We start from the raw sequence: 5,663 nt of genomic DNA, 5'->3' as shown, positions 1-5,663 counted from the left end.
GCGAGGTGGGGGGGGGCTGGGGGGGGGGAGCCGCCACGAGGGTGCCACCGGCCCGCGACTACAGCAAGCGCTTGCACAACAGAGGTCTGAACCTTTCACGACCTCAACGCGTTCACCCCTGTGTCTTTCCACGCGCGCGTGGCGCCCCGCCGGGCGCGGTAGGCGACGGACGGCTTGCCGTGCGTGTCGGCCGCAGCGATCAGGAGTCCGCCGAACAGCGAGAGGTTCTTGGTGAACTGCGTGCGCTGGGCAGCCCGTCGCTCCGGATCCTTCTCCTTCCACCAGGCGTGCCCGGCCAGCGTCGTCGGCACCAGCGTCCCGGCGAGGGCGAGGGCGGCGACGCGCGGCACGCGTCCGGTCGCCAGCATCAGACCCGCGCCCAGCTGCACCGCGCCGTTGATGCGGACCAGCCGCTCGGGGTCCTCCGTGAGCCAGGGGATCCGCGAGGCCACCGGAGCGGCCACGGGCTCGGCGACGGGCGCGACGCCCCGCGGGTCCCGCAGGGTCCGCAGCCCTCCCGTGACGAAGACGGAGGCGAGCATCGGACGTGCACATTTCCTGAGAACAGCCATGCCCTTCGGCTGCCCGCAAAGCACGCGGTCAGTCGAGCGGCATCACGGAGGCAGCTCCGGGTACGGGAACAGAAACCGACAGCTCACCCGCCGCGACGGCGGTGCGACCTCAGGAGGACCCCCATGGCCGGACTGCTCGCACGCATCAGGACCTACAGCCGCACACCACAGGGACGCAGGACCGTGGAATCGGTGCGCCGGGCCGCGGCCGACCCGCGCAAGCGCGCGCAGGCCCGCTCGCTCCTCTCCCGGCTGCGCGGCGGCCGCCGCTGAATCCGACAGCCGTACGGCCGATGAGTTCTGTCGCGTCCCCCGGTCTTCACTGATGCAGGCTGCGGTGACGCAGCCTGCGGCGAAGATCGCCGCAGTCACGCACGGCCGAGAAGACCTTCGGGAGAATTCAGATGCGCACCTTGATCAGCACCGCTTTCGTCTCGCTCGACGGAGTCGTGGAGGCCCCGGGCGGTGAACCCGGATACCGGAACTCCGGCTGGACCTTCAAGGACATCGAGTTCCTCCCGGAGGCGTACGAGATCAAGGGCCGGGAGCAGCAGGAGGCCGCCGCGCTGATGATGGGCCGGGTCAGTTACGAGGCGTTCAGCCCCGTCTGGCCGGACATGGAGGACTTCGCGGACTACAAGGTGATGCCGAAGTACGTCGTCTCCACCACCCTCGGCGAGGGCGACCTCGTCGACAACTGGGGCGAGACCACGATCCTGCGCTCGCTCGACGACGTGGCCGCGCTGAAGAAGACCGAGGGCGGCCCGGTCATCGTGCACGGCAGTGCCTCCCTCAACCGGAGCCTCTCCGACGCCGGTCTGATCGACCGGTACCACCTGCTCGTCTTCCCCCTCCTTCTCGGCGCGGGCAAGCGGCTGTTCAGCGACACCGACAAGGACATGCAGAAGCTGCGGCTCGTCGAACACCAGGCCTACGCCAACGGCCTGCAGAAGAACGTGTTCGACGTCGTCCGCTGACCTCCGCGCCGACCCCTAATCTGAGCGGATGTTGCTCTACGCCCCGGCGGCCCTCCTCTTCCTCGTCTTCTGTTGGCGGATGGTGCGCGAGCGCCGCCGGTTCGGCAACGCGGTGTTCCTCGGCCTGGCCGCGCTCTGCGGCCTCGCGGCCTGGATGTACCAGCTGATCTCGTCCGGCTCCACGACCGGGCTCGTCATCGCCGCCACGCTGCTGGCGCTGGGGGCCGTGGGCATCCTGATCCTCGTGGGCCTGCTGTTCCTCAACGGACTGCAGATGGTGCGCAAGGAGGGCAGGAGCCCCTCCAACCTGCTGTCCCTGATGGGCGCGCTGTGCATCGCCGCCGTCGTGGCCCTGGCGATCACGGCAGCCGTGCTGCGGACGCCGGTGCTGATCGGCCTCGGCACGGCGGCGCTCGGCCTCGCCTGCTACCTCTCGTTCCTGTTCCTGAGCTTCGTCGTGTACGCGTTCCTCTACGGCCGCATGCGCATTCGCCGCAAGGCCGACTACGTGGTCGTGCTGGGCTCCGGTCTCCTCGGCGGGTCCACGGTGCCGCCGCTGCTCGCCAGCCGGCTGGAGCGGGCCAGGGAGGTGCACGCGCAGCTGAGCAAGGGCGGCGGCGCGCCGCTGCTCATCGCCTCCGGCGGACAGGGGCCGGACGAGGACGTGCCGGAATCCCACGCGATGGCGGACTACCTGGTGGAGCGTGGCTTCCCCGCGGAGCTGATCGAGCGCGAGGACCGGTCGACGACGACGGACGAGAACCTGCGGTTCAGCAAGGCGATCATGGAGAAGACCGGCCCCGGCTACCGGTGCATCGTCGTCACGAACAACTACCACGCCTTCCGCGCGGCGCTCATGGCGCGCCGGGCGGGCGTCAAGGGGCAGGTGGTGGGCTCGACCACGGCGGCGTACTTCTGGCCCAACGCGACGATCCGCGAGTTCGTGGCCGTCCTCGTCGCCTACAAGCGGACCAACATCGCCATGTGTCTGCTGTTCGTCCTCGTCGGCGTCCTGGCGTGGGCGACGCGCTGAATCCCTGAGTACGTCCACGCCCGGACCACCTGAGTACGTCCCCGCCCGCGCCGCGAGCGGAACGCGTGAGCGGCCGCGCGTCCCTGTCCCACGAAGGCGCGCGACCGCTCAGCTCGGAGGTGGAGCCGCCCACTGACCAATCAGCGACTCCGGCAGGATGTCACCCCTGCACTGATCGCCTGCCCACGGCCACAGGGGATACACACCCGATCTCACGTCGAGTCCCGCACCACCAGCTCCGGCTCGAAGATGAGCGACGTCGGCTCCGTCCGGACGCCCTGCACGTGTTCCTGGAGCAGCCTCGCCATGGCCGCCGCCATCTCCTCCACCGGCTGGCGGACGGTGGTGAGCGGCGGACGGCAGGTGAGCGCCACGCTGGAGTCGTCGAAGCCGACGACCGCCACCTCCTGCGGCACCTGTCCGCCCCGCTCGCGCAGCAGCTCGCACACGCCCTGCGCCATGAGGTCGTTGGCCACGAACACCCCGTCCAGACCGGGATGCCCGGCCAGCAGCCCGGCCATCGCCGCGGCGCCGCTCTCCCGGGTGAAGGCGCCCTCCGCGATCGGCACGTACGCCGTCCCGGCCCGCTCCAGCGCCTCCCGGAAACCGGCGAGCCGCTCCTGTCCGGCCGGGAGGTCCAGGGGCCCCGTGACGGTCGCCAGTCGCCGTCGGCCGCGCGCGAGGAGATGTTCCGCGGCCAGCCGTCCGCCCTCGCGGTGCGCCAGGTCCACGTAGCTGACCGGGACGGGCGGCGCGGGCCGGGCGAAGCACACGGCGGGCAGCCCCTCGGCGACGAGCTGCGCGGGCAGCGGATCCTCCGCGTGCGTGGAGACGACGAGGGCTCCGTCGGCGCTGCCCTGCCGCAGGAACTCCGTCACCTGCTTCCTGGCCGCCGCGCTCTCGGCGACCATCAGGACCGGGTGCATCGACCGCGGCCGCAGGAACCCGACCACGCCGCTGACCACCCGGCCGAAGAACGGGTCGGCGAACACGCGGGCCGCGAAGGCGTTCTGCACGCCGTCGCCGGGACGGCCGTCGTCATCGCGGCCGCCGGTTCGGCCGTCCTCCCGCGTACCGTCGCTCTCCTCGCCCGCGCCCGAGATGACCAGGGCGATGGTCTCCGTACGGCGGGTGACCAGGGAGCGCGCCGCCCGGTTGGGCGCGTACCCGGTGCGTTCGATCGCCTCGCGCACCACGTCCCGGATGGCCGGGTCGACGTTGCGCACTCCGTTGATCACCCGTGACACCGTGGCGCGGGAGACCCCCGCCTCCCGTGCCACGTCCTCGAGCGTCAGCGACTGTCTCTCCATGCGTGCACTCTAACTTCCCTGCACAGCAAGGTGATAGAGCGCTCTCCCATCGTGCGGCGACCATCGCGCGTCGGCCGTCGGCGGTGGATGCCGGATTCAGCGATAGACACCGAACTCGTAGAGCGAGTAGCCCCATCCGGTGCCGCGGGCGGTGCCGTGCACGCGGACGTAGCGGCCGGTGCCGTTGACGTCGAAGTCGTCGATGCCGCCGTTTCCGTCCTGCACCTCGTGGACGGTCCGCCAGTTCCGTCCGTCGTCGGAGGTCTGGATCGTGTACGCCTTCGCGTAGGACGTCTCCCAGTTGAGCTGGACGTGCCGGAACGACTGGCCGGAGCCCAGGTCGACCTGCAGCCACTGGGGGTCGCTCCAGTCGCTGGCCCAGCGGGTCGTGGCCTTGCCGTCGACGGCGCCCGCGGCCGTGCAGGGACAGTCGCCGCCACCGGCCTGCTGGGAGAAGGCCGTCGCCGTCTTGCCGAAGGCGATGTTCGTGCCGTCGACCGGCGGGGCCACCACGCGCACCGAGCGCGTCTCGACGCCCACGTTGCCCTTGCCGTCGGTGACCTTGACGTAGATCTTCCACACGCCCGTCCGGTCGGGCGCGGTGACCTTCAGACGGCCGTTCCCCTCGTCCGTGTGGCGCAGGGACGTCAGGTTCTTGTCCTTGTCGATGTACATGCTGTTGGCAAGGACTTCGTAGCTCAACGCGTCCCCGTCGGGGTCGGCCGCTTTGGCGGTGAGCGTGAGGGCGCCGCCCGCCGGAACCTTGGAGGCGTCGCCCTCGACGGTCATCCCGGAGATGACCGGCGGGGTGTTGTCCCCGGAGGTGTTCGCGCCGTACGCCTTCTTCACGGCGTGGTAGGCGAGCCGCCTCTGGCCCGCGGGCAGGAGGTTGAACCAGATGCCGCCGAAGTCGTACTCGGTCCCGTAGTGGAACATCGTGGCGCCCAGCGCTACGCCCTTGTGGCCGGTGACGCAGCTCCAGGCCTTGCTGTACCCCTCGGCCTTGGCCCGGTCGGTGGGCTCTTCCGGTACGCCGTTGGCATCGTCCGGCACCTCCCACTCCCCCGCGGGTCCGGTCTCGGTGACGATGTACGGCTTCGTGTAACCACCCTGTTCCCAGGTGGACTTGATGTCGCACACCGCGTTGTAGGAGTTCACGGCGTACAAGTCCAGGTCGGGGGCGTTCTTCTTGTAGTAGGGCCAGGCGCCCGTCCAGGCGTCGGTGGAGGTGACGGGATGGTCGGGGTCGACGGCGTGGATCTTCTTGGTGATGTCGTTGACGAACGTGGTGTACGCGTCGCGCTGGCGCTCCAGCTCCGCGCCGGTGTAGCAGTTCTGCAGCCCGAGCACAGACTCGTTGCCGACGTTCCACATGAGGACGCCGGGATGGTCCTTGTAGGTCTGCACCCACTTGGGGAACTCTTCGAGCATCTGGTTCTTGTACGTGCTGTCGGTCAGGTAGTTGACGCAGCCGCCGCTGCCGGGGCCGCCGCCCGGCTGCAGCCAGAAGCCCGCGATCACCTTGACGCCGTGGGCGGCGGCCGAGTCGAACAGGGGCTTGCTGGAGGCGTCGGTGCCCCAGGTGCGGATGGTGTTGACGCCCATGGACTTGACGTCGGGCATGTACTGGTCGGCGTCGGCGACGCTCGGCCCCCAGGTCAGGCCCTTGATCTGGTAGGGGGAACCGTTCACCGCCAGCTGCCAGTTCCCCTGCGAGCCGGTCACCTTCACCACGTTGCCGGCGGCGCCGGCCTGCTGGGCGGGCAGGGCG

The 5,663-nt window shown here is 70.3% G+C and carries 6 protein-coding genes; 3 read left to right on the top strand and 3 right to left on the bottom strand.

Annotated elements, in window-relative coordinates:
• Window positions 1–95: 95 nt before the first annotated feature.
• Window positions 96–542, bottom strand: a complete 447-nt coding sequence (locus tag AOK03_RS38820) for a DoxX family protein (protein WP_055570060.1) — start codon at window positions 540–542, stop codon at window positions 96–98.
• A 153-nt stretch (window positions 543–695) separates the two neighbouring features.
• On the opposite strand from AOK03_RS38820, the gene AOK03_RS43330 reads away from it, so the two are divergent.
• The 3 genes from AOK03_RS43330 (at window position 696) to AOK03_RS38810 (ending at window position 2,582) form a co-directional block, all read left to right on the top strand.
• Window positions 696–845, top strand: coding sequence for a hypothetical protein (locus AOK03_RS43330; RefSeq protein WP_167355701.1), 150 nt, complete (start codon window positions 696–698; stop codon window positions 843–845).
• A gap of 131 nt (window positions 846–976) precedes the next feature.
• The gene (locus AOK03_RS38815; protein WP_055570059.1) at window positions 977–1,549 is read left to right on the top strand and encodes a dihydrofolate reductase family protein; all 573 of its coding nucleotides are present in this window, start codon (window positions 977–979) and stop codon (window positions 1,547–1,549) included.
• A 28-nt stretch (window positions 1,550–1,577) separates the two neighbouring features.
• Window positions 1,578–2,582: a YdcF family protein gene (locus tag AOK03_RS38810; protein WP_055570058.1), complete on the top strand. Its 1,005-nt coding sequence runs from the start codon at window positions 1,578–1,580 to the stop codon at window positions 2,580–2,582.
• A gap of 212 nt (window positions 2,583–2,794) precedes the next feature.
• Here AOK03_RS38810 and AOK03_RS38805 read toward each other — a convergent pair whose 3' ends face one another.
• Together AOK03_RS38805 and AOK03_RS38800 are read right to left on the bottom strand one after the other, a co-directional pair.
• Window positions 2,795–3,892 (bottom strand): LacI family DNA-binding transcriptional regulator, encoded by a 1,098-nt coding sequence (locus AOK03_RS38805; RefSeq protein ID WP_055570057.1) that lies wholly within the window; start codon window positions 3,890–3,892, stop codon window positions 2,795–2,797.
• Window positions 3,893–3,988: 96 nt separating this feature from the next.
• Window positions 3,989–5,663: discoidin domain-containing protein (locus AOK03_RS38800; RefSeq protein WP_055570056.1), on the bottom strand; the 1,675-nt coding region annotated here is incomplete at its 5' end.

Source organism: Streptomyces atriruber (genome assembly GCF_001418325.1).
GTDB classification, from domain to species: Bacteria; Actinomycetota; Actinomycetes; order Streptomycetales; family Streptomycetaceae; genus Streptomyces; species Streptomyces atriruber.
This window is presented reverse-complemented; position numbering and strand designations above follow the sequence as displayed.

Excerpts from the sequence above, each read along its gene's own strand:
- AOK03_RS38820 (WP_055570060.1), bottom strand. The coding sequence starts at position 542 with ATGCTCGCCTCCGTCTTCGTCACGGGAGGGCTGCGGACCCTGCGGGAC.
- AOK03_RS43330 (WP_167355701.1), top strand. The coding sequence starts at position 696 with ATGGCCGGACTGCTCGCACGCATCAGGACCTACAGCCGCACACCACAG.
- AOK03_RS38815 (WP_055570059.1), top strand. The coding sequence starts at position 977 with ATGCGCACCTTGATCAGCACCGCTTTCGTCTCGCTCGACGGAGTCGTG.
- AOK03_RS38810 (WP_055570058.1), top strand. The coding sequence starts at position 1,578 with ATGTTGCTCTACGCCCCGGCGGCCCTCCTCTTCCTCGTCTTCTGTTGG.
- AOK03_RS38805 (WP_055570057.1), bottom strand. The coding sequence starts at position 3,892 with ATGGAGAGACAGTCGCTGACGCTCGAGGACGTGGCACGGGAGGCGGGG.